The following is a 26,650-nucleotide window of genomic DNA, read 5'->3' on the forward strand; positions in this document are numbered from 1 at the left end:
TTTTCTCTTTTCCAACTATTGAATTGCACCGGACGGAACAACCGCCTTCCGTCCCACAGAGTAATACTCCACCCCTGCATCCGCAGCTTCATCCAATGTGTAGCAGTTTCTGCCGTCAAAGATGAGCGGCGTTTCCATTAAGTTCTGATAGGCCGCTAACGGGAATTGTTTAATATCGGCCCAGTCGGTTAAAATCATGACGGCATCGGACCCTTTGACAGCTTCCTCAATCGTCTCTTTATATTCAACAGCTTGCGGGAGAACATGCTTCGCATGGCCGGCGGCAATGGGATCGTAGGCTGTAATATGGGCGTCGAGCGCAGCGAGACGGTCTGCAATGACAATTGATGGCGCTTCCCTCATATCATCCGTATTCGGCTTAAATGACAGTCCTAAAAGGGCAATCGTTTTTCCCGTCACCCCGCCTAGCCTGTTCAGCGCTTTATCAACCAGCATCGCCTGCTGATTGTTATTGACTTTGATGACTGATTTCAGCAGTTCAAAATCATGCTCGACATTGCCGGCAATTTGCACAAGGGCGTTTGTGTCCTTTGGAAAACAAGAGCCCCCGTAGCCTATGCCGGCTTTTAAAAACTGGCTCCCGATCCGCTTATCCTGTCCCATGCCGTACGCGACTGCTTCAATATCGGCGCCGACTTTTTCACATATATTTGAAATTTCATTTATAAAACTGATCTTAGTGGCCAGAAAAGCATTTGAGGCATATTTGATCATCTCAGCGCTTCTGATATCCGTTTGATAAATCGGAATTTGAAACGGACGGAAAAGCTCCTCAAGCGTCTTGGCTGTTTTATGATCCGCCGTTCCGATCACGATCCTGTCGCCATGAAACGTATCATAGATCGCCGACCCTTCACGTAAAAATTCCGGATTGGATGCGACCGAAATGCTGACAGGCTTCACAAGATGTTCAGTGATCAGTTCATCAATCAAATCATTTGTTCCGACGGGCACCGTGCTTTTCGTTACCACGATGGTATCCCGTTTGACATGCCTGGCGATGCGTTTGGCCGCATCTGTAATATGCTCCAGATTCGCGTGCCCGTCGCTTTTCTGCGGTGTGCCGACCGCTATAAAAATAATGTCTGCCTGTGCCAAGCCGTTCTCATAGCTCGTTTCAAAGTTCAGCCGTCCATCAGCTGTATTTTTTCTCATCAGCTCTTCAAGACCCGGTTCAAATATGGGGGAAATGCCTTTTCTCATTTCATCAATCTTGTGAGCGTCAATATCAATGCAGGTTACATGATGTCCAATCTCAGAAAGAGAAACACCTGTCACAAGACCGACATAGCCTGTTCCGATGACTGTTATATTCATTGTTTCCCTCCAACAGTTAGTTTGCTGCTTTGCAGCTTTCATATTATCGTATGAGAACATCCTATCATGAATGCGGATGATCTCCCGCATAGCCTGTCGGGTACAGCCTGTACAGATTTCTGAAATGTGATTCAATCATACAATATACTATTATATCGCTCTCAGAAAGAAAGTGGTGAAATGAGAACCGGCTGTTTAAAAGAGCCCGAATAGTTTTCTTCTTTTGACCGGTTTCGGAGGCTGCCTGTAGATCGCCTGATTCTGAAGGAGAAGCTCGGCGTTTTCCGTCAGCACATAAGGAAATTCCGGACCGAATTCTTTCTCCAGAACATGCAGGGCTTCCTGGCAACGAAAGTCTCTCGTTTTCAGATTATGAGCATCTGAGGCTACGAAATGAATCAAATTGGCTTCAGCCAGCCGGAGAGAAAATGCTTTCATCTGTTTTCCGAAAGTACCCGCAAGACTTCCCGAAGTCATTTGAGATGCCGCTCCTTTTTCCACAAGATGATACAGCAAGGACGGGTTTTCGCGAATTTCCCTGTTGCGTTCAGGATGGGCGATAACCGGAATATATCCTTTCAGCTGCAAATCATAAAAAAGCTGTTCCGCATATCGGGGAACCTGATCAAACGGAAACTCAACCAGGATGTATTTTGTATCATTAAGCGAAAGCAGCTGCCGTTCAGCAAGGTCTCGTTCCAAATCGCCGTAGATTCTGATTTCCTGCCCCGGAAGCACGGTTAAAGGGATGTCTTCTTTGATTAAACGTTTGTTTAATTGATTTGCCGCTTCTCTGACTGAGGCTGAATTGTTTTCATACACACCATTCTTATGATGCGGTGTCGCAATGATGGTCCGGATTCCCTGATGAACAGCAGCCCTTGCCATTTCTATACTCTCGGCTGAATCGCTTGCCCCGTCATCCATTGCCGGAAGAATGTGACAGTGAATATCTATCATGATTTAGCCCCCCTTTTTTCGCAAAAATAAATAACGGGCAAGCTGCACGTTATTTATTTTGCATGAAATTTTCCTTTTTTCCGTAATATCCGTATTCAGAGTGCTTCGAAAGCTTTTTGCCGTTCATAATCGCCCCGAGGAGCTTGCTTTTGCACAATTCAAGTGCCTCTTTCGCTTTTGCGGCTTGTTCCTTTTCTGTTTTCCCGCTTGAAATAACCAGAACAGAACCGTCTGCTACGTTTCCTAAAATTTGCGCATCCGCTACGGCAAGAATAGGCGGCGTATCAAAAATGACCATATCATATGCCGCACATGCTTCTTCTGCAAGCTCCTTCATCCACTTCGAGGAAAGAAGCTCAGCCGGGTTCGGCGGGATCGGGCCGCTCGTCAGCACATTAAGATATTTTTCATTTGAGGCTTGTACAGCCTGTTCCAATGAGCTTTTCTTTAATAAAACAGATGTTAAGCCAATCATATTTTCAAGTTGAAAGGCCGTATGTACTGTTGGCTTTCGCAAATCAGCATCAATCAGGAGCACCTTTTTTCCCTGTTGGGCAAATACGACAGCCAGGTTAGCGGCCGTCGTTGATTTTCCTTCTCCGGGGCAAGCCGATGTGATCACCACTGATTTCATTTGGCGGTCCACTGAAGCAAATTCTATATTCGTACGAATCGTTCGATATTGTTCAGAGTTCAAGGATTTCGGCTCTGTCATCGCTATGACATTCCTGCGCATCCAGCCTCTGCTTTTTCTAAGCGCCAAAATGTCCACTCCCCGCTTTTTCAGTTTGGATACCGTGTAAGCTCTTCGCTGATTTCTGCTCATTCGCAATGGTGGAAACCGTCCCTAAAACCGGTATATCCAGCAAGGATTCGAGCTGCTCTTCCGATTTGATCGTATTATCCAAATGCTCAAGCAAGAAGGCCAGTCCGATGCTTCCCGCCAATCCGGCCGCAAACGCGATGGCAATGTTTAAAAGCGGCTTTGGCGATACAGGTGACGGATGTCCTGAAACCTCGGCTTTTGACAGAATGCTGACGTTGTCAACATTCATAATGGATGTGATTTTGTCTTGAAAGACAGATGCGATGGTATTGGCAATATGAGCCGCTGTTTCCGCGTTTTCATCCCTGACTGATATGTTGACCACTTGGGAGTCCTGTTCGCTGGATACGGTAATTTTGTCATTCAGCTCTTGCGATGTCATCGACAGGCCCATTTCTTTAATGACTTCGTCTAAGATGGCAGGGCTCTTAATGATGACGTTGTACGTATTGATTAACTGAAGATTGGTTTGGACATCGTTAAATTGGACTTCTTTTCGGTCGTTTTTCGATTGATTGACCAGAATCTGAGTTGAATTTTCATAGATGGGTGTAAGTGCGAAGAAACTGATGAGTCCGCCGGCAGCAGTGGCAGCTGCGGTTACAATCATAATCAAAAGTATGCGTTTTGTTAACGTTGATAATATCTCTTTTAAGCTAGTAGATTCTCCCATGATACCTCCAAATCTCTTATAACATCCTTTTCCATTTACGATTATACAACGTAGAAACCGCATTTCTCCAGCTTTTCACGTGACATTGTTCGACATTTTTTTACAAAACGTTATGTTGCGGCTCTTTATGTAAGCGCTGTATTTACTATCTAGACAAAGCTGCCTCTTTTTCTCCCAATCAGGCAGTCACGTATTCACGCATTAAAAAAATCCCGCTAAAAGCGTGCGGGATTCTTATGTTGCATATCCATTTTTAATATGAGAAATCAAATTTTCAAGCATTTCCTTCGTCGTCATCTCAGATGACCGCTCACCAATTTCATGTGCATGCATCAAAATTTTCAGAAATTCCTCTTGATTCAATTTCTTTTCACTCATCTTTTTGTTCCTTTCAGCTTCCATTAAGTTGAAAACACGATTATTATATGATGCCGGTTATCAATTTGCAATCTCTAATACATCATTCGACACATCCCATTTTTTATGTCCTTTTTTAGGAAAAACTTTTTCAGGCCGATGTGTTGCGATATAATAGAGAAATTGGATCTTTTTATTACGTGACTCGGTTAGGAGCGATAATCATGCTTCAGAATATGATTTCCAAAGACGATGTGCTGGCATCTGCTGAACAGTTGAAAGAACTTCTTCCTTACAATGAGGAAAATGTTCAGCTGATCAAAAAAGCCCTTATTTTATATCGGCAGGATTCAGTCTATCGTTTACAAGCAGTGAGTCCGACGGAAGTTACGGCTTTTGTGCAGGATGTTGTGCCTGTGCGGGTCACATTGAACTTGTTTGTTATAGTCAAAAGCGGCTGTTCATGTCCGTCCGGAAGAATCTGCCGCCATATGCTGGCTGTTTTTTTATATGTATATGCAATGTTCGAGCGAGTGGGTACTTTTACAGAGTATTGGCTGGAGAGGGAAAAGATTGAGGAAAGCAAAGAGCTCGTCCGCCGCCAGTTTCAGGAAAAGGTGCTGCCTAATGAAGAATCGCTTTCAAGCTGGCTTGCTTTTTTTGATTCAGAGTTTTCTCTCTGGCAGGCGCGCACGCCGGAAGGCAGCCAAAACATGCAGGGCCTCTATTACGGCTACCTGTCTGCTTTAAAAAAGCACACGCCGAACAAGCCAGAGCTGAAAAGCCTGTACCAGATTCATTCCGCGATTGCGGTATGGCTTCGGATGTTCACATTGATTGAAGCGGGCAAGCTGAACCCCGAGCAAGACTTTTATTCCCTCAATCCGTACGTTGAACAGCTGATGGATACAATCTACAGCTCTATTGATAAATTAAAGACATACGCGCTGTCATTTGCACTTGATCCATTTTTGGAAAAAACACCGGAAGTTATCCGAAATTTGCTGTTGAAAGAAGATATTTTTCAATATGAACGCATCCGCATCTTCGGTGAAATTTGGAGCGCCCTGCTGTCGCGGCCAAAATGGGTGGCGCGCGAACAGGAGATTTTGAAAAAAGAAGCCGGACGGCGTTTTTCCCCTGAATTGCAATTCGGGCGCCTGCATTTGGAATTCCTGCAGAAAAATGATGACGTTATTTTTGCGGAAGCTGATCAATTCCCGCCGGAAGCGCTGCCGTATACGTTTCAGTGGCTGAGTGAAATCACTGCCAAGAAGGATTGGAAACGGCTGAAAACATGGTATCAGCGGATTGAACCGATTGCGATGGATTATACGAAACTGGATAAGCCGTTTAAAGAGATTCGCGACGTGATCAGCGAGCTGTTCCTTCTGCTGAATGCCTATGTAAAGCAAACCAATGACCAAGCGCTGTTTGAACGCTATGCTGCGGGCTGTCTGCCGTATACGTTCACAGAATACAGCCATCATTTATATGAGAAAAAACGGTACGCCGAGTGGATCGAAATTCACAGCCTTGTCGGCTTTTCCATCTATGAAATGGATAAAATGATGCTGAAGGAAATTGCAGCGAGCGATCCAGAGGCGCTAATCCCGGCTTACCACAGAGAAGTGGCCTTTTTTATCGATCAGAAGAACCGCAGCTCGTACAAGGAAGCCGCCCGGTATTTGAAAAAACTGCGCACCCTGTACAGAAAAGCAAAAAAACTGAAGGTATGGGAGCGGTATATTCAGCAGCTGAGCTCGCATTACAAGCGCCTGCGCGCACTTCAAGAAGAACTGCAGAAAGGAAAGTTGATTGATGGCGAGTCTTAAAGAAATTCTCATCCACGTCGAACAAATGGAAGATGGGTCATTTACGCTCTCAGCCTTTGATGAGAATGAGCAGCCCCTTCCCTACAGCCATATGAAAAGGCATTTGTTCCAATGGCACGAATCCTCATTTTACGGAACCTTTCTTGAGGATGTCAGCTTTATCGGGACAACCGCCGTTCTGCTTTCTCCATGGATGACTGTAGAGCTTCTCGGCAAAAACTCGTTCAACTCATTCAGCTCCGTGCAGCTTACAGAAGAAACGGAGCCGCTGATCGAGGCGGCATCGACCATCTATGAATTTATCGCAGACGGCGATTTTCTGCCTGACTATGAAGCATGGACAAACGGTGTTTTCCGCTGGAAGGACCGCGACAATATACTAGATGGTTTTACTGCGGATTGGTTTTCCGCTGCAGTGCAGGATTACATCCAATACGACGATGACCTGCGGGAGAAATGGGAACACATTAAGGAGAAATCGCCTGCGGTCACGACATTCCGCGGACATTTCCTCGATGAAGAGGATTTTCTTGAAGGGATCGGCTGGATTGACGATCAATCTCCATTTACAGTCGGTCTGCGCTTAAATGAGCCAGACTTCGACGGAGACGATTGGAAAATCGAGATGTTTTTGCGCGATAAAAAGAGCGGTGCTGTTGAATTCTTTGATGGGCTGAAGAGCCTCAAAAAATCGTGGCAGGCGTACAGTGATAAAATCGCGCGTGAGCAGGACCGCTTTCACAGAACGGTTCCGTGGCTGTCATTTGACTCCGGAACAACGCTGATCTCTGAGGAAGAAGCCTGGATCTTCCTGTCAGAAGCGAGTGAGACGCTTGTCGATATGGGCGTTGAAATTCTCCTGCCGTCCTGGTGGCAAATCGTCAGAGACAGCAGCATGATGCTGAAGGCAAAGGTGTCGTCCGCCCCGCGCGGAGAGTCATTTGTCGGCATGAATGCGCTGCTTGATTTCAACTGGCGGTTTGCGACAAATGGAATTGAGCTGACAGAGGCTGAATTTAATGAGCTTGTCGCCAGCAACAGGCGCCTCGTTAATATTCGCGGGCAATGGGTAAAAATAGATCCGCAGTTTATCAAACAGATGAAACGCCTGATGGAAAAAGCGGAATCAGAAGGACTCCACATGTCCGATATTCTGGCGCGCGAACTAATGGATCAGGGGGAAGGCGGGCTAGAAGATTCAGATCTGATTGATACATCCGCTTTTGCCGGCATTCAATTTGATCTTTCCAAACAGCTCAGGTCACTGATTCGGAAGCTTACGGCCGCGGAAAACCTGCCGGAGCACGAAGTCAGCCCTTCTTTCCAAGGGACGCTCCGCCCTTATCAGAAATACGGCATGAACTGGCTGCTGTTTCTGCGGGAAAGCGGTTTTGGCGCCTGTCTGGCTGACGATATGGGTCTTGGGAAAACGATTCAAATGATCGCCTATTTCTTACACGTGAAGGAAAGCGGCCGGCAAAAAACGCCGAATTTGATTATCGCGCCTACATCCGTACTCGGCAACTGGCAGCGGGAGCTTCAAACCTTTGCTCCTGATTTGTCTGTCTCGCTCCATTATGGGCCGCGCCGTCCAAAAGGTGATGATTTCGCCGCACATTACGAAAACGCAGATGTGGTACTCACTTCATACGGATTATCGCATGCCGATTCGGAAGAGCTGTCTTCTGTGACATGGAACACAATTTGCCTGGATGAAGCGCAAAATATTAAAAACGCGCATACGAAGCAATCACGTGCAATCAGAAAGCTGAAAGGGCTTCACCATATCGCGCTGAGCGGCACGCCAATGGAAAATCGCTTAACTGAACTGTGGTCCATTTTTGACTTCATGAATAAAGGCTACCTTGGCAGTCTGACCGGCTTCCACAAACGCTATGTGCTGCCGATTGAAAAAGACCGGGACGAAAAGATCATCGGACAGCTTCAGCAATTAATCCGCCCGTTCCTTCTGCGGCGGACGAAGCGGGATGAGGAGGTCGCGCTTAATCTTCCTGAGAAGCTGGAGGAAAAAGAATTTATCCCGCTTTCAGCCGAACAGGCATCACTTTATGAGCAGCTTGTCAAAGATACATTTGACCATATGACGTCACTGACCGGCATGCAGCGAAAAGCGCTGATTCTCAGCATGCTCGGACGGCTCAAGCAAATATGCGATCATCCCGCACTCTATTTAAAAGAGGATCAAACCGAGCTGCTGGCCGGCAGATCAGTCAAGCTCGAAAAATTGCTGGAACTCATGACAGCGATCCGCGCGCAAAACGAAAGCTGCCTTATTTTCACGCAATATATTCAGATGGGGAACATGATGAAAAGGCTGCTTGAAAAATCGTTCGGTGAACCTGTGCAATTTTTAAACGGGAGCCTCTCCAAGCAAGAGCGGGATTCACTCGTTGAAAGATTTCAGAAGAAAGAATACCCGACACTCATTCTTTCACTCAAAGCTGGAGGCACCGGACTTAATTTGACCGCCGCCAATCACGTCATCCATTATGACAGATGGTGGAATCCGGCCGTTGAAAACCAGGCGACTGACCGGGCATACCGCATTGGCCAGGAGCGCTTTGTCCACGTTCATAAAATGATTACAACGGGAACAATCGAAGAAAAAATCGATGTTATGCTCGAATCGAAACAAACCCTGAACGACCAAATAATCCAAAGTGAAAACTGGATTACCGAGCTTTCCACGCAGGAACTCGAAGAATTGTTTACATTAAGCGCCTCAGCGCGATGATCATGACCTAAAAAAGCTGGCTCTTTGTATGAGCCAGCTTTTTTCCGTTCATAGCCGTCACGCCGAATTTCCAATGAATCCGTTACGCCGGTTATCAACAGGATGCACTTTTGATGCAGCATATAAACCTACAGCAAATTTTTAATCATATGTGCGACGCCGTGTTCGTCATTGGTCAAGGTTACAGCGTCGGCCATCGCTTTGATATCTTCTCGCGCATTGCCCATCGCTACACCTTTTCCCGCCGCCTCCAGCATCGATTTGTCATTTAAGCTGTCACCAACAGCCGCTGTTTCTTCTATGGGAATATTCAGCCGTTCCGCAAGCCTCTCCAGCGCCTGCCCCTTGGAAGCTTTGCGGGCAGAAAGCTCAAAGTTATGCTCAGCCGAACTGACAAGCGTCAAATCTTCAGCATGCTCATATCTGTTCCAGCCTGCCTCAAGCTTCTCTTTGAAGAAGGAAAAGCCGAGAATATTATAAAAGTCGATCTGCTGATCAGCCTCAAACAGCTCGTGAAACGAGTCAATGTAAGAGAAGCCTGATTGGCTGTATTGCACCTCGGCCGCCTGCATAAGGACAGAAAGATCCGCTTTCGGATTCGCGCTTCTGAATCGGTCCAGCTCAACATCAAGAAGCTCCTTTCCGTTTTGCGACGTATAAATGGCTGATTCTGTGAATACCTCGTAATAATAGTTTTCCGACTCAAGCCATGAAAGAATGTCATATGCCCGCTGTTTATCAATGGTTTCCTGATGATAAAGCCTGCCGTCAGGATCGTGAATGACGGCGCCGTTTGCGCTGATGACCCACGTTTTGATCCCAAGCGGCTTAAAGATTGATTCGACGTCAAAATGAGCGCGCCCAGTTGACACCACCACTTCAATACCGTCCCGCTGCGCCTGCCGCAGCGCGTTTTCATTTTCCAAGCTTACCTGATGCCTGCTGTTGAGTAAGGTTCCATCTAAGTCAATCGCAATCAATTTCACGTTTGTCAGTCCTTTCCTTCATCCTGCTCTGTCACGAGAAGTTCCACACCATTACGGTCAAGCAAGTCACAAAACGCCTGATTCGGCAGCCTGTCTGTGATCAAGAGATCGATTTCACTCAGCTCCGCATACTGATAAAAACTGGTGCTCCCCAGCTTCGAATGATCTGCAAGCGCGATCACCTGCTTTGCCTGCTGAATCATTTTTCGCTTTACCAAGCCATCTTCCTCATGCGCAATTGTAATGCCATGTTCGGAAATGCCGACCACACCGATCAGCGCTTTATCGACGTGATAGCTTGAGAGCTTTTCAATCACAGAGGCGCCGTACAGAAACCGGTGCTCCTTTTCCAGCTTGCCTCCAAGCAGATAGATTTCAATTCCCTCTTTATCGGACAGCACTTCCGCGAGATTAATCGAGTTGGTGATCACCGTACAATCATTCGCATTCAAGTGCTTCGCACATGCCTGAACGGTTGTAGAAGCATCCAAAATCACCCGGTCACCATCATGAATGACCGATGCGGCAAGCCTGCCGATCTTGTTTTTTTCCTCGGACACTGTTTTCAGGCGGCCGGAATAACTTTGGATTTTCTGATGCACAGTCGGCAAAATGGCACCGCCTCTTGTACGGATGATGGCATTCTGTTCTTCCAGCTTCACAAGATCCCGTCTGGCTGTATCCCTTGATACCTGTAGGAGCGTACAGATCTGCTCCGTTGTAATTCGGTTATGCTGTTTTAAAAAATCCAAAATCGCTACTAATCTTTCCTCTTGGTACACGCCCTCATTCCTTTACTTTTCAATCATCTTTAAGTAATTATAAGTTTTCACCGAATCACATTCAACATTATTAAGTGAATTTAAGCAAAAATGCATCAAAAGGACCAATTTTTCCTAAAAAGAAAAACCAGTCTGGTCGACTGGTCAATTTTGTGGGGATGATGCGGAGATCCGGATAATCGTGAATGGATAGAAAACGGGAGGATCAGGGGGATGTCAATCGGCAGCTTTTTCCCGGGGTTTAGGGTCCATAAAACGAACAGTATCAGCCAATACTTCCGTTACATAGACGATAACGCCGCCTGCGTTTTCATAGCTTCTTGTCTGAATCCGTCCGCTTACGCCGACGAGAGAACCTTTTTGGCAATACAACGCCGTGTTTTCAGCTGTTTTTCTCCAAAGCGTGCAATTGACGTAATCGGCCTCGATTTCACCTGAAGCATTTTTGAAGCTGCGGTTTACCGCGAGCGTTACGTGTGCGACTGCCGCCCCGGAGGAAGTGTAGCGAAGCTCAGGATCTTTTGTAAGACGTCCGACAAGCATGACCTGATTGAACATGCGATTCCTCCTCTCCTTGCGGTTAAATGTATTGTAGATGATGCAATGAGAAAAGAAAAACGCTTAAAAATGACTTTCAGCCTCTGTTTTTGTCTTTTGTTTTCATTTTTCCTTCAGCTAAAAACATCTTTTGTTTTTTCCCTTTAAAGAAATATGTACTTTTTAAAAACCTGAAAAATATTTGCTTTGTCAACCAATTTTGCGTATTCATACACACATAGGAAGAGCCATCCCATGCAAACCACTGAAAGCTCAGTTTTTTTTCCGGCATAGACAGCTCAATTTTATACTGCTCCATGCCGTCTTGCGTTTCGTATAAAAAGCTTATCCTTCCTTTTTTGTTCAGATGAACCTCAAACACTTCTTTGCGGCTTAACATATATGTTACTTCCTTTGAAACCAAACGGTTTTCAGAAGGAGTGCCGTCAATATAAATTTCTTTTAAACGAAATTGATTCATACCACATCTCTCCGTAATCCATAGTCAGTTACAGTATAATGAAAAAATAGAAATTATTAAATGTTTCACCATTACTAAATCCTTCATCCCCAGCATTGCAGCATTTTTTCCTCTAAAACGTTTATGTTATAATGAAAGGCAAGAAATCTTTGGAAGTAATCGGGGTGAGAAAAGAAATGAAGACCTTTAAACTGGTTGACTTAAATGTGGAACGAGTGGACAAGGAAGAAAAATCAATTGAACAGTTTCCCCTTATTGACGGACTGATTATAAATAAAGAAGACGGTGAAAATCACTGGCTGATTGAAGCGCTTGTAGCGAAAGAACACCTGTCTTTTTTTGAACAGCTTCAAAACAGCAAAACTGAAGCCAAAGTATTTGTAACGATCACGAAAAAAAGCAATCGCCCCGCCCAGCTGACAGCGGCAGTAAAAAATATCGTCAAGCTGGAGGAAAGCATGCAGGTTTTAATCTACGGACAAATGGTCACAAGAAAACAGCAAGGCACTGAGACCATTCTGGAGTCTCTTGTAAAAGAGGGCTATACAGGAACAAAACTCATTGAGGCATTTAAGCAAAAAATATAAAAATGAGGGTACATGGTCCCCCGAAACCGGTACAGAAGCGAAGAGCGTCATAAAAGACATTTTGAATAAATATGTTCTACATTAAAAAGGCTGCCGTTTTAAAACGGCAGCTTTTCGTGCTTTCACTCTTGCATATTTAATTTGTATGGCCAAAAGAATCAACCAATTTCCCTTTAACAACAAGGCGCCCTTCGGTTTCGGCTGCCTTGTCACATGTGATTAACGTAATTTCCTTTTCGTTTGTCTCCTCAATCACCTTTGCATCCATTTCCGATATGATTTCTTTAGATGACACAGAATAAATATAGTCTTTTTTAAAGTCAGTAATGACTATTTGAGCACCTGTTTTTATGTTTTCAAGAGGTCCAAAAAGCAGACTCTCTTGCTTCAAATGATGGCCTGCCAACGGATAATTCCCCTCGCCCATTTTCTGATTCGGCCTCATTGTTGCGGCTCCGATCAGAAGATTTTCGTTGGTAGTGCCTTTTAGGATCGGAAGCTCCAGATCGACACTTTTAATGGTTATCCGTCCGATGATCGATTTCTGATCGTGATCAAATCCAGCCTTTATTGCTTCTATCAAATCAGGCGGCTCGATTGAGTCAAATTCAAAAGCAGCATCTTTCTCATTATTTTTTTTCAGCTGCTCCACAGTTAATGCCGACCCATTCTGGCTTTTGCTAAGATAGGCTATGATTCCTCCTTTCAAAAAAGGAGAACAGATAAGCAGCAGTCCTAAAAGAATGAACATCGTAATGATCATTTTCTTGTACATGCAAAAAAGTTCCTTTCTTATGTTTCATTCTAAATTGCGCTGTGTCATTTTTAAAAAAGCACCTGATCGATTCTTTAATGATCAGGTGCTTCCCTATTTATCCCTTTCTTTGCTTCTTTCTTGAGGCAACAGCTAAGCCTCCGCCTGCCATAAGCAGCAGAATACCAATCATGGCTGTCAGCATGCTGTCTGTATCTCCGGTTTTCGGAAGGGTTTTGTCTGTGTTCGACTGGCCATTCGAGCTGTCATCTGTACCATTGGTTTTCGAGTGATCTCCGTCATCCTTCACGTCTCCACCCGGCACTGGTTTATCAGGTTTGTCATGTTTGTCAGGCGTTGGCGTTTTTACTTTCTGATTAGAAACCACGATCTCGACAGCTTTTGGCTGTCCTTTTTCTATTGTGAATTCAATCGGTGTTTCATCCAGTTTGTAACCTTCTGGTGCCTTTGTTTCAATCAATTGATAGCTTCCCGGCGCAAGGCCTTTTACTGTGAACTGCCCCTGTTTATCTGTTTTCCAGAGTTCAGACAGTTCTTTACCATAGCCGTCAGTTTTTACGGGATTGCCGCTTGCGTCCAATAACTTGAATTCAGCGCCCTCCAAAACTTTCGCTTTATCGTCTTGATCCACTTTGGTCACTTTCACGTCACCTGGTGCCAATATGTTTTCCGCGGTGATTTTGACTGGCTTCGTGTCAGTATTTGTGATCTTGAATGATATAGGTGTTTGATCCAAATGATAATCCTTAGGCGCTTTTGTTTCGACAAACTGATATTCGCCAGCTTTGAGGCCGTGCACCATGATCTGTCCTTTGTCATCGGTAGTCAAGCCGGATTTCAGCACTTTTCCGTTGGCATCTGTCAGATCGAACTCCGCGCCCTGCAGAACTTTATTTTTATCATACTGATCCACTTTGGTGAGAACAACAAGGTTCTTGGTATTAACCGCTGTCACTTTCACTTGTTCAGGTTTGCCGCTATATTCAGCTTTAATGGTGAATGACACTGTTTTTTCGGATAAAAGATATCCATCTGGCGCCTGTTTTTCAACAAATTGATAGCTTCCCGGTGCTAACCCGTCAACTTCAATTTTGCCGTCTTCTTTTGAGACTAGATCATCTCTCACTGTTTCCCCATTGCTGTCAGTAATTTTAAACACTGCGCCGGCTAAGCCTTTTCCATCTTGATCTTCCTTCGTCAGCTGAACCGATCCTTTATCATTCACGATAATCCCGGCTTCAGCAGGTTCTGGCTTTCCTGCTGCTGATTCAGAAATGGTAAACTCTTTTTTCTCTGTGTTTAACACATAACCAGCTGGCGCTTTTGTTTCAACAAAGGCGTAGCGGCCAGGCGCAAGGCCTGAAGCTGTGATGTTCCCGTCTTTATCGGAAGTCAGCTCTTCTTGAACCGTATTTCCTTCTTGGTCAATGATTTTAAAGACTGCCCCTTCAAGTTTTTGGCCCTCAGCATTTTCCTTCGTCAACTGAGCAGAGCCTTTATGGTTAATTGCGATCCCAGCATCCACCGGCAACGGTTTTCCTGCTGCGGAATCAGAAATCGTAAACTCTTTTTTCTCCGTGTTTAACACATAGCCGGTTGGTGCTTTCGTTTCAACAAAGGCATAGTGTCCCGGCGCAAGGCCTGAAACTGTAACTTTCCCGTTTTTATCTGATGATAGCTCTTCTTGAACCGTATTTCCATCCTGATCGATAATCCTAAAGACGGCTCCTTCAAGCTTCTGGCCATCTCCATCTTCCTTCGTCAGCTCAACAGAGCCTTTATCGTTCACGGCAATCCCGGCATCTGTCGCTTCAGGCTTTCCTGCTGCTGATTCTGAAATTGTAAATTCTTTTTTCTCCGTGTTCAGCACATAGCCGGCTGGCGCTTTCGTTTCAACAAAAGCATAGCGTCCCGGTGCAAGGCCCGAAGCCTCTATTTTTCCGTCCTTATTCGAGGTCAGCCCCTCTTGAATGGTATTTCCATCCTGATCGACAATGTTGAATACTGCGCCTTCAAGTTTCTGGCCCTCAGGATTTTCCTTCGTCAAAGAGACTTTTCCTTGGTAGTTGGTCATTTTTCCTAAATTAACGTCAGACACTTGATTCTTTTCATTCTTTGCGATTGAGAAGTGAATCGCTTTTGTATTTACGATAAAGCCTGCAGGAGCTTGTGTCTCTGTCAAGCGATAGTAGCCCGCCGGCAAGCCGTTCATTTCCACTTTTCCGTTTTTATCTGATTTTATGTCTGTTCGTATGAGAGTATAGGTGCCGTCATTTAACTTTTTCTCCAGCTTGAAAACAGCACCAGCTAAAGGTTTATTTTGTTCGTCTTGTTTGATAAGCGTCACCTGGTTCTGTTGATTTACGACTTTGTACAGCGCTCCTGTCTTAGAGGAATTGCTGTCTATCTTAACAGAGACTCCTTTTGCATAAGCATCGCTGATGGTATATCCGTCAGGCGCTTTTACTTCTTTTAATACGTAAGAACCGTAGCGGATATTTCCGAATGTAAGCTTCCCGCCAGCATCTGTCGTACCTGTACGCAGAAGCTGCTTGGCGTCTTCAGACCATAATTGAAAGTCTGCGCCCTCTAGAGCTTTATCGTCCTCACCTGTTTTAAAGATCGTCAGGCTGCCTTTTTCACCGGATCCAGAACCGTCGCCGCTTGAAATGGCAACAAAGATTGAGCTGCTGTTTTCCTGAGTCTGCTCCTTCACATTTGTTCCTGAAATGGACACCTTATTTTTAACGTGGCCGTTCGTTCCGGCTATGTTAATCAGAGACCGGTATTTGATCACATAGGCACGGTCAATTTGCTTATAGCTGCCTATGAATGTCAGGATAAACGATTGTTCACCTGTTGTATTGTTTGTTTTGATATCTAACGTGTAATCTTTGTCTTTTTGAAGCTCGACATCGCCCGCGGTCAGATTTCCGCTACTGTCTTTGACCACACCGTTTTCATCATATTTTGCTTGATATACTTTAAAAGAATCTGCATCTAGTATTTGATTTTCATCCGGCGTGTCAGTAACTTTTACATCATCCAGCGTTGATTGGCTGGAGTTGACGTTAATGTTCCAATCGATATAGTTTCCATTTTGCTTTCCGCCTTTGAAAATCAGGTTTCCTCCGTTCACAACGGAGACAGATCCCGTCAAGGTGCGATCTGCATAACCGTCATTATGGTAGGTCGCTTTGTTAGTGTACTGATTCTGATCAATGACCTTTCCTTTGAGCGATGTCTTAAACTCAATCAAGTATGGCACAGAATCGCCCGTTTTAAGGTGTACAGTCAGAGTGCGTTCATTGTTCGCTGAAGGCTCTTCGACCTCATACTTGGAAGGGTCAAGAGCGTCTCCTTCTGTGATGGAGCCATTTTTATTGATCGTATAGCTCTTTACCACAACGGAACCCGGCACAAATTGCTGAGGATCTGTTATGGCATCTTTGATATAAGGGTTTTTCGTCGGCTCACCATTATAATTGACGCCGATTTTCCACGTGATTTCCTTTGAAACTGCGTTGTATGACCCGTTTTTGAATCCATTGTTTGTAGTCTGATGATTCGGCGTAAAACCGCTTGATACCTTATTCGTGCGGTCATTGCCGTATTGATCAGTCCATGTCGACTGAGCTGTATTCTTAACGCTTTCGTTAGAATAATCGGCATTGAATGTTGTCGTATAAGTGATCTTAAATTGACTGTCTGTTTTTGCATAATTCCCGATCAATGCCAAAGTAAAGCCTTTATGATCCGGTTTTTTTGTTAACGTGTAGTCTTTGTCTTTCTGCAATGTTTTGTTGTTCGTTATGTCTTGAAGCTTGAACGATTCATCAAGCAGAACCATTCCGCCGCTTTCAAATTGATCATCCAAAGTCCAATTGTTCATCAAGTATTTATTTTTATTAACTGTAATCGTCCAATCAACCGTCTTCTTCTCATAATCTACGTTTGAATACCCTTTGATGAGGTTCTGTTGAATGGCGATTCCAGAAGCTTCTTTTGAATCCCCTGTCCCAGTCACCGCGCTGTTGGTGTATGTTGTAGATTTATCAATGATCACTCCGCTCTTAACCTTTGTTTGATATGTGATTTTGTAAGCGCCGGTAACCGTTTTGTTAAATTTGACTTCAAAGCCGTTTCCATTATCGGTGAGTGTGTAGTCCTCGCCTTCCTTTAAAGGTGTTCCCGCCTGTTCGCTGCCGTTCTGCCCAAACATAATAGGAACAACCTTCAAAGAGTCTTTCACGAGTTGCAAATCGCCAGTTCCAAAAGAATCCTTAATGCTGGCCTTGGATTGGTCGATCTGTTTCTCACCGTAGTTATATGCAATAGCCCAGCTGAATGTTTGAGATTCTCCATTATAGCCGGTAGATGATTTTGCGATCATTTTTCCATATTTGGCCGTAACAGTGGCTTCTGCAGAAATTTGTTCCAGATTGTCTCCACTGAATGCTGCCTTGTTCGTCAGCGTCACATTTCCGCCCTGGCTCGGCTTTGCGCTATTGTCAATGTCGGTTTCGTACACAAGGCGGTAGGCTGAATCAATTGTCCCGTTAAATGTGACATTTCCTTTTGAATCAACGCTATAGCCGGAAGAAACTTCATTTCCTCTGCTTACAGAACCATCAATGTTCACATTGAGTTCATACACTTTAACTGAACGGTAGATTAAGCCATCCGGGAGGCTTTCTGTGAGTTTAGCATTCTTGACTTGATCTAATTTTTTATTGACATCGACCGTCCATGTTACTTTGCCGGGGTTGATGCCTTTATCCAGAGCACCTGATTTATCAATGGTTTTACTCACATTCGGTTTAAAATAAACCGTTGTCTCAGGAGTATCGGAATTCACAGGGAATGGAATCTTTTGTGTTGTCGAACCCGTTATTTTTTTCTCGTTGAACTGCGTATTGATAACCAATGTGCCTTTGACATTAGAAGTTTCTTTTACCTCGCCGTTAAATGTCATCACCACATGTCCGTTCGTATCAATAGAAAATGTCCCGTATGTGGTGTCTCCGGCTCTTAATGGCAGGTTCACAATGTCATTATGCATAATAAATTCTTTAGGCAAATCAAATTCATACGTATCGCCGGCATTGATTGTTTTTCCTAAATCGTCAGGAATGGCCCAATCAATTGAAATTTTCACCGGAGCTTTTGTGCTGGCGCGATTGCTCTTGTCATATGGCTCCCCGTTTTCATCCGTCAGTGTCACGCCGGTTAAAATATGTTGGGTGATTTGTTTTTCTTCAGTGTGCAAGCTTTTGGAAGCTGATTGACTTGAGGATGACACTTTTTTGGAATCATCACTCTTAGAGGAGTCGCTGCTCTTAGAGTCGGCTGATGGCTGTTGTTCTTCCTCTTTTTGCTCCTTGCTGACTGAAGGTATAGATTTGTCATCTGTCCCTTCCTGATCACCCGCAGTTTCAGAAGAGTCGTTTTTTGGCTCTTCCGCCTCGGCATCTGGTGTCTCATCTTTCTTAACAGGGATGATCACCTGCTGGGTTTTGCCTCCCCCCAGTTGAAAAAGGGCTGCTACTGTATGTTCATCGTCTTTCACATCTGCGGTAAACGTAGCTGACAGTGTAATGGCTCCCTTGGCATCAGGGGAATCCGCGGTTGTACTTTTTAATTTCACCGTCAGAGTGCTGCTGCCCGCTGGCACTTGATAGGTGCCGATGACCTGATCAGCAGATTTGATCTCACCTTCTGCACCTTTATCAAATGTAAAGCTTTTAGGTATCTCCACATTGATATCTTGTTCGCTTTCTGCGTCTTTATCTTTTTTTAATGACCATTCATATGTCAGTGTCACTTCATCCCCCGGCGTTAATGCCGGTTCATTTCCTTTTGACCCGTCAACAATCTTGTCATTGCCCTCCTTGACCGTCACCGAATCGAAGAATTGGCTGTCACTTGACGTTACGTCAACAGCCTGTGCTGTAAGAGTATAGCTTGCGATCTGGCTGAAGAAGAAAAAGATGGCCAGGCTTATGATCATAACGATTCGCCCGCTTTTTTTCAGCCCTAAGGGAAAACTCCTTGTTCTCAACTTTTCATTCCTCCCTTTCATATCTATTTTTTCACTTGCCGATTGATCCGCGAGACCATAAAGTCATGTCTCATCCCCCAAAATGAACTGTTAATGCCGAATGAATGTAAAAACTAAGATTTGCCATCCGAACCAAACTACATTGTATGAAATGGAACTATACAGATTCTGTACAACTAAAAAATGAATGAATTGGAGATTTGAAGTTTCAAGCGGAGACATATGACGAGAGCCTTCTCTTTAAGTGGCTTGTACAAAAAAAACAGTGTGCATCGATAGGCAATCGACACACACTGGTTTGGATAAGTTTTTTTGCTTCTTCAATTAATCTGATCTTTCATTTGTTTGTAACGCTGATATTCTTTTATCGCCTCTTCTACCCTCCCGTTTTTGTTGAATAGCTGTAGCTTGTATTGCATAATTTTATGATCGCAAGGCTCAATTTTCTCGGCCTGCAGGCAAATATCCAACGCTTGGTGATCGTTCATTTCACGAATGAGGAAATCGATCAGTTCATAAGCCTTTCCAAGCCAAAGCTGGGCGAGACGTGTCTTTTCCGGTTCTGCCCACAAATAACCATGCTCTAACAAGTAATGATTTTGATAGGCCATGAATATATCCATGTGCAGATGTAATGTAGCTGTGTTGAGCGGAGGAGCCTCTTTTAGTGACTTTTCCCATTCAGCAACATCGATTTTTGCGCCTGAAAGCCGAAGAATATATCCTGTATCGGTCTTCTCGATTGTTTGGCTGAAAGGAATCTGGCTGAGTAATTTCCGTATCTGATAAATGGTTGAGTAGAGCTGGGTGCTTGCTTTTGTTACATCATAATCGGCCCAAAAAAGATCGATTAGCATGTCTTTACTGACCACACGGCCTAGGTTGTGAAGTAAAAATGAGTATATTTCGCGTGCTTTCGACGTTCTCCACTTGACTGGAATGTTTGTTTTGACACCCTTTAAGGTTTGATAAAACTGCAGGTTTCCAGAACATTGGATGAAAAAATGCGCCTCGGTATTTTCTGCAGATGCTCTGAGCATGTTATTCGTTCTGATTCGTTCAACAGTTGTCTCGAGCCGCTTATAATTTACAGGCTTCAGCAAATAATCAATGGCATTCAGCTCAAACGCTTTGATAGCGAACTCATTATATGCCGTGATGAAAACGACTTGGATGTTTTCATTCATCGATTGAATCGCTTCAGCAAGCTCAATGCCGTTTACCCCCGGCATTTCAATATCAAGAAACACTGCATCTACAGCAGGAATCTCTGGATGTTCCAGGGCTTCAATCGGATCTTGATACGCCATAATAGATTGAAATGCTTTTGTCCGTTCAAGCATATTTTTAAAGTGAAGCAAGGCCAGGTGCTCATCATCAACAATTAACGCTTTCACAAAACATCACACCCTATATGAAAAATCGAGATAGTAAATAACTTCTATTATATCATGCCAAATTGTCCCTTTATCTGGATTCTTTTTCTTTCTATCTATAGTTTTTGAAAGTTTACACTTACAATATTTATAAAAAATAGAAATTTAGAATGATCCTATGGATAAAGGAGCACTGATATGAAAGAAAAACTCATTTTCGTTTCAATTATTTTCGGTTATGCCGCATTCTTTTTGGCTTTTATAGCCGTTGACCATTTTTCTGGATCAACACTTCCTGCAGCAAAGCGTGGAGTCATGGACTTGGAGAACTGGGATTTTCAGAAGGATGGGAATGTTCAACTGAACGGAACGTGGACATTATATCCAAATCAGATACTGTCGCCAGAAGAGATTGCTTCTGTGAAAGGAAAAGATTCCCTCTTCGTTGATGTCCCCAGCAATGTGAAGGTGGCCAAGCAAGGTATCAACGTGGATTACGGAACGTACAAGCTGACGATCAGATCAAAGCAAGACAATCAGGTTTTCGGGATAAGCACGTCGTTTATTTACAGCGCAAATCGCATCTATTTTAACGGACAACTTATTGGACAAAGCGGCAGCCCTACAAATAAACCTGATTTTACAGCGCAAAATAGACCCTATACGAGCTTTTTTACGCTTCATAAGGGTGATAATGAACTTGTCGTACAATTTTCGAACTTCGAAAAAACGCCGGGGTGGGGAATCGCAAAGCCGATTACCTTTGGAACTCAGGACCAAATATTGCGGGAAAACAAAATTTCCTTCCTGAATGATTCGGTCATGATTACGGCATTTTTCATTACAGGATTATATTTTCTGGGCTTTTTCCTGCAAAGAAAAAAGGATAAACATTTGTTGTTTTTTTCAGTTATGTGTCTCCTGTTTTCGTTCATTATTGTTATGATCGGAAAAGAGCGGATTATATTTCTCCTCTATCCGTCAATTTCATTTTCATTGCTAAATTCAATGAGGGCAATCTCTACAGTGTTTGTCAGTATAGCGGTTTTTCTCTATCTCTATTTTGCTTATCGGAAGATTGTTTCAAAACGTTTTATTCTCATAGCCACTGTTTCTTCTGTGCTGGTCCTGATCACAGATTTTTCAACTGTGGGTTTTATCGGCCATGCTTCATACATATTACATTCTGTGCTAGCCGTTTCGACCCTGGTTTATATCACATATATTTTCACAATTGCCGCGATCCGCAAAATGGAAGGAAGCCTGTATCTTACAATCGCATCTATTTCAATGAGTGCTTTTGTTATTTTAACAACCATTTCAGCTTACAGTGGGAAGTCGGCTTTTTCCTTTAATTCGATCTACTCACTGCCAACAGTCATCGCTTTACTGGCGATCGTTCTTTTGATGGCACAGCAATTTGCCGGCGCTTTCCGCGAAAATGAAGTGCTGTCATGGAAATTGCTTCGAATTGACCGGCTAAAGGATGAGTTTATTGCCAAAACATCGCATGAATTCAAAACGCCGCTGAACAGCATTATTAATATATGCCAGACGCTGCTGGCCGGCAAAGGAAAAAGAACAATAGAACAAGAGAAAGAAAATATGCAGCTTGTCATCCGCATGGGCTACAGGCTTTCCAATCTCGTGAATGACATTCTGGATTTAGAAAAAATAAAGCAAGGCATGCTTCAGATTCACCCCGTTCCTGTTGATATTTACACTTTAATCTGTTCGGAAATGAATTTTTACAATCTCTTGTCCAGACATAAAAACTTGAACATTATGAACCATATTCCACCCGGCCTCCCTTTGGCACTCACAGATGAAAATCGCTTTCGGCAAATTGTAACCAATCTAGTAGACAATGCAATCAAGTATACAACGGAGGGCCAAATCACACTCTCTGCTTCAAAACTGAACGATAACATGATTAAGGTGACAGTAACGGATACCGGAAGCGGCATTTCCGAAGCCGATCGCCAAACCATCTTTGAATCTTTTCAGCAAGCAGAAACGAATAGAGACGACGGAGCCGGTCTTGGCCTAAGCATTGTCAAACAGCTGGTTCAGCTCCAAAACGGGGAAATTTGGGTTGAATCGGAAGAGGGAAAAGGTTCGGCATTCCATTTCACATTGCCAACTGCTCAAAATGAATCTGTGCCGGAAACAAAGAAGGACCTTCCTGAATTACAATCCGGGATGGATATGTCAAATATCTCTTTAAGCACGCCTTATTACTCTGAGAAAATTGACGCGCCAACTATTCTGATTGTCGACGATAACATCGACAGTTTGAAAATTTTAGGCGATATGCTTGAAGGTGTGCCCTACAATGTAATCGCAGTGAAAAACGGAAAGGAAGCATTAAAAGTCATCTCTTGCACGAAGCTTGATTTGGTTATTTTGGACTTAATGATGCCGGATATGACTGGTTTCGAAGTCTGTACGAAAATTCGTGAACGATTCAGCATGGTTGATCTCCCCGTTCTGATGATTACAGCAGCCATTATCGGCCATGACAAATACAAGGCTTTTCATGCCGGAGCGAATGACATTTTGCAAAAACCTTATCATTACTCTGAATTTATGGCGCGTATCAAAAACCTGATTATGATGAAACATACAGCAAATCAAGCCACAAGAATGGAAATGGCATTTCTCCAATCGCAAATCAAACCTCATTTTCTTTACAATGTATTAAACACGATCATTTCTCTCAGCCATTTGGATATTGAAAAAGCGCGGGAGGTAACAGAGGAATTTACCAACTATTTAAGAATGAGTTTTGATTTCCAAAATACATCTGCCATCAGTTCATTCAAACATGAGCTTTCTATTATCAGTTCCTATCTTTCCATAGAAAAGACACGCTTCGGCGATCGGCTGGACATCATTTTTGATATAGAAGAAGACATTGACTTTATCCTTCCTCCTTTAATGATTCAGCCCTTGGTGGAAAATGCCGTTCTTCACGGCGTCAGCAAGAAAAGAGGCGGAGGATGGGTCAAGCTGACAGCTAAAAAACAAAGCGAGAATGAGTATTACATCAAAGTAGAAGATAACGGTGCCGGCATAGCTCCGGAAAAACGAGAAGATCTCTTATCTGCGGATTTCGATCGCAGCGTCGGATTGAAAAATATCAACCAGCGGCTGAAACATTTTTGCGGAAGTGAATTGAAGATTAGCAGCACTCCGGATGCCGGCACCTCTGTTTCAATGCTCATTCATCTCGCTGAAACAACGGAAAGCCCCGCGGCATTAAGTGAAAGGAATTGAAAATAAAAAAGGCCGCCGTTTCAAAACGGCAGTCTTTTTTATTCCGGCGACTTTGTCTGCTGCTTCAGAAGATCTCTGATTTCTTTCAGCAGCTCCTCTTGCGCATCCATCGCTTCCTCCGCCGCCTCTTCTTCTGCTTCTTTTTTGCGTCTCAATCCATTCAAAGTCCGAATGACAATAAAAATGGAGAACGATATAATTAAGAAGTTTACAATCGTCTGTATAAAGCTGCCGTACTTCACTACAGCATCGCCAAACGTAAACGACAGGCCTGAAAAATCAAGCCCTCCCAGCAGCAAGCCCACCAAAGGCATGATGATATCATTGACTAGAGATGTGACGATCTTTCCAAACGCGCCGCCTATTACAACACCAATCGCGAGGTCAACGATATTCCCGCGCATGGCAAAAGCCTTAAATTCATTCCACATACAATCACCTGCTTTTCTCATGTTTTGAAAGAAAAAAAGACAAATGTGCCGCTGCCCATCTGCCTTTTTTCATTTATTCCCCGAGGGCAAAAGTCAGTTCGACTTCGCAAGCGACTTCGCCATCAACTGTGGCAACGCCTTTTCCGCGCCCGATTGTGCCGCGCGCACGAGTGATTTCAACTTCAAGGTGAAGCTGATCACCAGGCTTGACTTGTTTTTTAAATCGGCAATTATCAATGCCCGCAAAGAACGCCAGTCTGCCGCGGTTTTCTTCTTTAATCAGCATCGCAACAGCACCGACTTGAGCAAGCGCTTCTACAATTAATACGCCGGGCATTACCGGATACTGAGGAAAATGTCCGTTAAAGAACTCCTCATTTGCGGTTACATTTTTATAGCCTTTTGCCCGTTTTCCCTCTTCAACTTCCGTAATCCGGTCTACAAGCAAAAACGGATAACGGTGAGGGATAATTTCTTTAATTTGCTGAGTATCAAGCATTCTCTTGACATCTCCTTCATCTGCATTAGTATGTATAGCAATCATCAAAGATCCAATCTGTACATTTGAAAAGTATATTATGAATTAATCTCTTTTTCAACCGCGCTAAAATGTAACCAACTGTCAATGAGAGCCGTCAAAAGTTATGATATGATAATTATAGATTTTACCAATAGCAAAGAGGTAGGAAAATGATTTCGAAGTTTATTGAAAAAAAGATGCAAAACATGTTAGACGAGTGGTATTCCTCAATGAGCAAACGCAAAATGAATCACGTTTGCACACTGAAAGAGAAAATTGACCAGCACCTTCCGAAGATCAAAAAGAACACAAAACTTTGGATGCGTTATCAATTGTTTCAAGCCCGCCATCAGCTGCTATTTGAAAACCAGAACGGACTTGATTCATTGTTCGATGATCTATACAGCCTGGAAGACAAAATGGATGACGAATTGAAATATTATCTGTATTTTTTCTCAGGATTATATGAAATGGTAAAAACAGCTCCGAAACATGCAGTGAATCATTTTAAAAAAGCTGAACAGTACCTGGCCGCCATTCAAAATACGTTTGAAGCCGCTGATTTATATTATCAAACCGCTGGCGCCTATTACTTAATGAAATCACCGCCGCTTTCCATCCAATACGTCAAAAAAGCATTACATATCTATCTACACCAATTCGGCTATATCAAAAAGGTGATCACCTGTAAGCTTTTGCTCGCCGTTAATTATATTGATCAAGAACGCTTTGAAAAAGCTGAACAGCTTTTCAAAGAAATCATTAGGAAAACCCAGCAATTACATGACGAAAACCTGCTATGCCACGCTTATTATAACCTTGGCTTTTTAAAGGCAACCGAAAAAAAAGACCAGGAAGCGCTTCTTTACTTTAAAAAAGTATTAAGGAATCAAGAGTTTGAAACGAATTCTCCCGTCTCGTACCTGCATTGTGTATACGAATCTGTCAGAGCGCTTTTTAAAACAGGGAAGGTCACGGAAGCCAAATCCGTCCTGCAAAAAGGGAAAGAATTATCTGAAAAGGTAGACATTCAAACCATTTATCTAAAATTAAAAACGCTCGAAGCACTCTATACATCAGTTGAAGACCCCTATGATCAGCTGCTTGAATATGTGCTTGAATTAGAAAAAATTGAAGCGTGGGTGGATTTGGAAGTGCTTTTAGAAGATATCACGGAATACTACAAAAAAAAGGACGATTTCGAAAAAGCCGCTTTTTTTATCATGCGCGGCTGATTGAAAACGCCCATTTCTAATTATCTGACTGAATTGATTATACCGAGCATTTGGTCTCCCATTGTAATCGTTCTGCTGTTCAGCTGATATGAACGCTGGGAGGTGATCAAATCTGTCATTTGTTCTGAAATATCGACATTAGACATCTCAAGCGAGCCCTGCTCCATGCCGATGTTTTGTCTATTAGCGCCATTCAGCTCTTCAAAAGCTGCCGCATTATCAATAGAGAAAAGGTTATTCCCTTCCGATTTCAGCTCTTGAGGGTTATTCACTTGGACAACTCCGAGATTAAACCGCTGGACCGCGTTTCCGTCAGATGCGGTTAACGTGCCGTTTTTATTGATGGTGATATTTTTCATTGAACTGTCGATGTTCACTGTATTGCCGTTTTCATCAAGCACCGGATTCCCATCTCCAGTAACGAGCTGAAGCTGGTTGGCATTCGCAGCTGAAGGTGTTACATACAGCGCTCCATCTCTCGTGTACTGGCGGTTTCCATTCACGTTAACCTGAAGATATTGGTATGGAGACGTAAACGCGATATCCAGATCGCGATCCGTCTTCTGAATACTTCCTTGATCAGATACAAGGCGTGAATTCATCATCGCTCCGACGCCAAGGTGCAAGCCGGGCGGCGTTTTTCGGGCTTTTGCCACTTCCTCATTTTTTTCATCAACCTGATCGAATTGCTGTCTGACTAGCTCAGAAAAATTCGTATCTTTTGCTTTATAGCCGGTTGTATTGCTGTTTGATAGGTTGCTGCTGATTGTGTCAATCTGCTGCTGCAGCTGGTTTAAGGTTGTTGATGCCGTTAGCATTGACCTGAGCATAGTTGATGTCCCCCGTTTTTTCTTCC

20 protein-coding genes and 1 pseudogene are annotated in these 26,650 nt (G+C 43.6%); 6 read left to right on the forward strand and 15 right to left on the reverse strand.

Features of this window, described 5'->3' with window-relative positions; all coding sequences use genetic code 11:
• Nucleotides 1–15: 15 nt before the first annotated feature.
• From uglF to M0696_RS18395, 5 genes are all read right to left on the reverse strand, one after another.
• Entirely contained in the window at nucleotides 16–1,338 is a 1,323-nt protein-coding gene (gene uglF, locus M0696_RS18375; protein ID WP_222142175.1) for a UDP-glucose 6-dehydrogenase UglF, read from the reverse strand.
• Between the two features lie 195 nt (nucleotides 1,339–1,533).
• A complete protein-coding gene (locus tag M0696_RS18380; protein WP_222142176.1) occupies nucleotides 1,534–2,298 on the reverse strand; it encodes a tyrosine-protein phosphatase in 765 nt (254 codons plus the stop codon).
• Between the two features lie 49 nt (nucleotides 2,299–2,347).
• Nucleotides 2,348–3,061, reverse strand: a complete 714-nt coding sequence (locus M0696_RS18385) for a CpsD/CapB family tyrosine-protein kinase (RefSeq protein ID WP_222142177.1) — start codon at nucleotides 3,059–3,061, stop codon at nucleotides 2,348–2,350.
• On the reverse strand, nucleotides 3,051–3,797 hold the full coding sequence (gene tkmA, locus M0696_RS18390) for a protein-tyrosine kinase activator TkmA (RefSeq protein ID WP_222142178.1): 747 nt from the start codon (nucleotides 3,795–3,797) through the stop codon (nucleotides 3,051–3,053). The genes M0696_RS18385 and tkmA overlap by 11 nt, the downstream gene beginning before the upstream one ends.
• A 234-nt stretch (nucleotides 3,798–4,031) precedes the next feature.
• Nucleotides 4,032–4,175, reverse strand: a complete 144-nt coding sequence (locus M0696_RS18395; RefSeq protein WP_003221769.1) for a YwzD family small protein — start codon at nucleotides 4,173–4,175, stop codon at nucleotides 4,032–4,034.
• Nucleotides 4,176–4,378: 203 nt separating this feature from the next.
• Here M0696_RS18395 and M0696_RS18400 point away from each other — a divergent pair, with 203 nt between their 5' ends.
• Both M0696_RS18400 and M0696_RS18405 read left to right on the forward strand, forming a co-directional pair.
• Nucleotides 4,379–5,989: an SWIM zinc finger family protein gene (locus M0696_RS18400; RefSeq protein WP_222142179.1), complete on the forward strand. Its 1,611-nt coding sequence runs from the start codon at nucleotides 4,379–4,381 to the stop codon at nucleotides 5,987–5,989.
• Nucleotides 5,976–8,744, forward strand: coding sequence for a DEAD/DEAH box helicase (locus M0696_RS18405; RefSeq protein ID WP_248602253.1), 2,769 nt, complete (start codon nucleotides 5,976–5,978; stop codon nucleotides 8,742–8,744). Before M0696_RS18400 ends, M0696_RS18405 begins: the two co-directional genes overlap by 14 nt.
• Before the next feature lie 128 nt (nucleotides 8,745–8,872).
• On the opposite strand, the gene M0696_RS18410 is transcribed toward M0696_RS18405, so the two are convergent.
• From M0696_RS18410 to ywpG, 4 genes are all read right to left on the reverse strand, one after another.
• Nucleotides 8,873–9,730 carry a Cof-type HAD-IIB family hydrolase gene (locus M0696_RS18410; protein WP_248602254.1) on the reverse strand — a complete coding sequence of 286 codons (858 nt, stop codon included), beginning with the start codon at nucleotides 9,728–9,730 and terminating at the stop codon, nucleotides 8,873–8,875.
• Nucleotides 9,731–9,735: 5 nt separating this feature from the next.
• Nucleotides 9,736–10,512, reverse strand: a complete 777-nt coding sequence (gene glcR, locus M0696_RS18415) for a transcriptional regulator GlcR (RefSeq protein ID WP_248602255.1) — start codon at nucleotides 10,510–10,512, stop codon at nucleotides 9,736–9,738.
• Between the two features lie 216 nt (nucleotides 10,513–10,728).
• Nucleotides 10,729–11,070 (reverse strand): single-stranded DNA-binding protein SsbB, encoded by a 342-nt coding sequence (ssbB, locus tag M0696_RS18420; protein WP_248602256.1) that lies wholly within the window; start codon nucleotides 11,068–11,070, stop codon nucleotides 10,729–10,731.
• A gap of 76 nt (nucleotides 11,071–11,146) precedes the next feature.
• Nucleotides 11,147–11,530 (reverse strand): DynA interaction protein YwpG, encoded by a 384-nt coding sequence (gene ywpG, locus M0696_RS18425; protein ID WP_166847419.1) that lies wholly within the window; start codon nucleotides 11,528–11,530, stop codon nucleotides 11,147–11,149.
• Nucleotides 11,531–11,706: 176 nt separating this feature from the next.
• Here ywpG and M0696_RS18430 point away from each other — a divergent pair, with 176 nt between their 5' ends.
• Complete coding sequence (locus M0696_RS18430) at nucleotides 11,707–12,117, forward strand: YwpF-like family protein (protein WP_248602257.1); 411 nt, start codon at nucleotides 11,707–11,709, stop codon at nucleotides 12,115–12,117.
• A gap of 136 nt (nucleotides 12,118–12,253) precedes the next feature.
• On the opposite strand, the gene M0696_RS18435 is transcribed toward M0696_RS18430, so the two are convergent.
• From M0696_RS18435 to M0696_RS18445, 3 genes are all read right to left on the reverse strand, one after another.
• Nucleotides 12,254–12,892 carry a class A sortase gene (locus tag M0696_RS18435; protein WP_222142181.1) on the reverse strand — a complete coding sequence of 213 codons (639 nt, stop codon included), beginning with the start codon at nucleotides 12,890–12,892 and terminating at the stop codon, nucleotides 12,254–12,256.
• Between the two features lie 97 nt (nucleotides 12,893–12,989).
• Nucleotides 12,990–18,953 carry a SpaA isopeptide-forming pilin-related protein gene (locus M0696_RS18440; RefSeq protein ID WP_248602258.1) on the reverse strand — a complete coding sequence of 1,988 codons (5,964 nt, stop codon included), beginning with the start codon at nucleotides 18,951–18,953 and terminating at the stop codon, nucleotides 12,990–12,992.
• Between the two features lie 320 nt (nucleotides 18,954–19,273).
• On the reverse strand, nucleotides 19,274–20,350 hold the full coding sequence (locus M0696_RS18445; protein WP_166847407.1) for a response regulator: 1,077 nt from the start codon (nucleotides 20,348–20,350) through the stop codon (nucleotides 19,274–19,276).
• A gap of 1,386 nt (nucleotides 20,351–21,736) precedes the next feature.
• Here M0696_RS18445 and M0696_RS21175 point away from each other — a divergent pair.
• Nucleotides 21,737–22,417 (forward strand): annotated as a pseudogene (locus M0696_RS21175) (sensor histidine kinase); the annotation flags it as partial.
• Between the two features lie 225 nt (nucleotides 22,418–22,642).
• Nucleotides 22,643–23,608, forward strand: coding sequence for a histidine kinase (locus M0696_RS18455; protein ID WP_248602787.1), 966 nt, complete (start codon nucleotides 22,643–22,645; stop codon nucleotides 23,606–23,608).
• Between the two features lie 38 nt (nucleotides 23,609–23,646).
• Here M0696_RS18455 and mscL read toward each other — a convergent pair whose 3' ends face one another.
• Nucleotides 23,647–24,039: a large conductance mechanosensitive channel protein MscL gene (mscL, locus tag M0696_RS18460; RefSeq protein WP_222142184.1), complete on the reverse strand. Its 393-nt coding sequence runs from the start codon at nucleotides 24,037–24,039 to the stop codon at nucleotides 23,647–23,649.
• A 73-nt stretch (nucleotides 24,040–24,112) separates the two neighbouring features.
• Complete coding sequence (gene fabZ / locus M0696_RS18465; protein WP_166847398.1) at nucleotides 24,113–24,538, reverse strand: 3-hydroxyacyl-ACP dehydratase FabZ; 426 nt, start codon at nucleotides 24,536–24,538, stop codon at nucleotides 24,113–24,115.
• Nucleotides 24,539–24,729: 191 nt separating this feature from the next.
• Here fabZ and rapD point away from each other — a divergent pair, with 191 nt between their 5' ends.
• Nucleotides 24,730–25,794 carry an aspartate phosphatase RapD gene (rapD, locus tag M0696_RS18470; RefSeq protein ID WP_166847394.1) on the forward strand — a complete coding sequence of 355 codons (1,065 nt, stop codon included), beginning with the start codon at nucleotides 24,730–24,732 and terminating at the stop codon, nucleotides 25,792–25,794.
• Nucleotides 25,795–25,814: 20 nt separating this feature from the next.
• On the opposite strand, the gene flhP is transcribed toward rapD, so the two are convergent.
• On the reverse strand, nucleotides 25,815–26,624 hold the full coding sequence (gene flhP, locus M0696_RS18475) for a flagellar hook-basal body complex protein FlhP (RefSeq protein ID WP_166847391.1): 810 nt from the start codon (nucleotides 26,622–26,624) through the stop codon (nucleotides 25,815–25,817).
• Nucleotides 26,625–26,650: the final 26 nt, after the last annotated feature.

The sequence above is a fragment of the Bacillus rugosus genome (assembly GCF_023238245.1).
Lineage (GTDB): Bacteria > Bacillota > Bacilli > Bacillales > Bacillaceae > Bacillus > Bacillus rugosus.

Excerpts from the sequence above, each read along its gene's own strand:
- uglF (WP_222142175.1), bottom strand. The coding sequence starts at position 1,338 with ATGAATATAACAGTCATCGGAACAGGCTATGTCGGTCTTGTGACAGGT.
- M0696_RS18380 (WP_222142176.1), bottom strand. The coding sequence starts at position 2,298 with ATGATAGATATTCACTGTCACATTCTTCCGGCAATGGATGACGGGGCA.
- tkmA (WP_222142178.1), bottom strand. The coding sequence starts at position 3,797 with ATGGGAGAATCTACTAGCTTAAAAGAGATATTATCAACGTTAACAAAA.
- M0696_RS18395 (WP_003221769.1), bottom strand. The coding sequence starts at position 4,175 with ATGAGTGAAAAGAAATTGAATCAAGAGGAATTTCTGAAAATTTTGATG.
- M0696_RS18400 (WP_222142179.1), top strand. The coding sequence starts at position 4,379 with ATGCTTCAGAATATGATTTCCAAAGACGATGTGCTGGCATCTGCTGAA.
- M0696_RS18405 (WP_248602253.1), top strand. The coding sequence starts at position 5,976 with ATGGCGAGTCTTAAAGAAATTCTCATCCACGTCGAACAAATGGAAGAT.
- ssbB (WP_248602256.1), bottom strand. The coding sequence starts at position 11,070 with ATGTTCAATCAGGTCATGCTTGTCGGACGTCTTACAAAAGATCCTGAG.
- ywpG (WP_166847419.1), bottom strand. The coding sequence starts at position 11,530 with ATGAATCAATTTCGTTTAAAAGAAATTTATATTGACGGCACTCCTTCT.
- M0696_RS18430 (WP_248602257.1), top strand. The coding sequence starts at position 11,707 with ATGAAGACCTTTAAACTGGTTGACTTAAATGTGGAACGAGTGGACAAG.
- M0696_RS18435 (WP_222142181.1), bottom strand. The coding sequence starts at position 12,892 with ATGTACAAGAAAATGATCATTACGATGTTCATTCTTTTAGGACTGCTG.
- M0696_RS18455 (WP_248602787.1), top strand. The coding sequence starts at position 22,643 with ATGCTTGAAGGTGTGCCCTACAATGTAATCGCAGTGAAAAACGGAAAG.
- mscL (WP_222142184.1), bottom strand. The coding sequence starts at position 24,039 with ATGTGGAATGAATTTAAGGCTTTTGCCATGCGCGGGAATATCGTTGAC.
- fabZ (WP_166847398.1), bottom strand. The coding sequence starts at position 24,538 with ATGCTTGATACTCAGCAAATTAAAGAAATTATCCCTCACCGTTATCCG.
- rapD (WP_166847394.1), top strand. The coding sequence starts at position 24,730 with ATGATTTCGAAGTTTATTGAAAAAAAGATGCAAAACATGTTAGACGAG.
- flhP (WP_166847391.1), bottom strand. The coding sequence starts at position 26,624 with ATGCTCAGGTCAATGCTAACGGCATCAACAACCTTAAACCAGCTGCAG.